Annotated in this window: 1 protein-coding gene; it reads right to left on the reverse strand. The window is 38.9% G+C overall.

The window, feature by feature from the left end; translation table 11 throughout:
• The coding region (locus I2503_RS09425) for a UPF0236 family protein (protein WP_196967789.1) at positions 1 to 660 on the reverse strand (660 nt) is incomplete at its 3' end.
• Positions 661 to 722: the final 62 nt, after the last annotated feature.

Genomic DNA, 722 nt, shown 5'->3' on the forward strand with positions numbered 1-722 from the left:
ACTCGTTCCAAAGCAGCCAAAATAAACCGGATTGATGAGACAGTTCCGATTACCTACCTTCTCAACTCCCTCATGGATAAAGCCCCGTTTATATTCTAGGTGTTTTCCCTTTTCTTGACTGCCAATCCAAATCCCATCAGCTTCTATGTAAAGAACTTCTGGTTTTTTCTTATCCGATACATCAAGCTCTGAGTCTGATGTTTCTTTTATCTTCTCTGCGACACTCTGAGCTATCGCGTGAACCGTCTGATGACTAATGGTTTGATTGGTTAGTAGCTCTACAGATCTCCCTGCTTGTCGATAGGTCATACCAGTCGACAATTGAGCTATCTTTTCTTTAAACAATGAACTGAAATGTTGGCGCGGTTCCAGACCTAAGGCCCTATCTAAAGGAATGAAACTTTTCTCACCTTGTTTCCGAAGACGACGGCGTTTAAAAGTTACTGTACCAAACAAAAAGGTTATCTGACGTTCCTCCAAACGATCAATAGACCAACCATCTTCTAAATAGGGCTGAATCAGAAATTTATCCAGCAATTCTAGACAGTGGCTTAGAGAATCTATGAATAACTCAGAAAAAAGCAATGAAAAAACTTCCTCAACTTCGGATAAATTTTGACAGTCCTTTAATTTCTCGAAAATCTCTGATACAATAGTCATAGGTTCTATATCCTTTCGGGTTGATTTTGCACTTCCTAGGATATAGGACTTTTTTATTTTTT

Origin of the sequence: Streptococcus sp. NLN64, from assembly GCF_015831295.1 — a bacterium.
In the GTDB taxonomy this organism is placed as follows: Bacteria; Bacillota; Bacilli; order Lactobacillales; family Streptococcaceae; genus Streptococcus.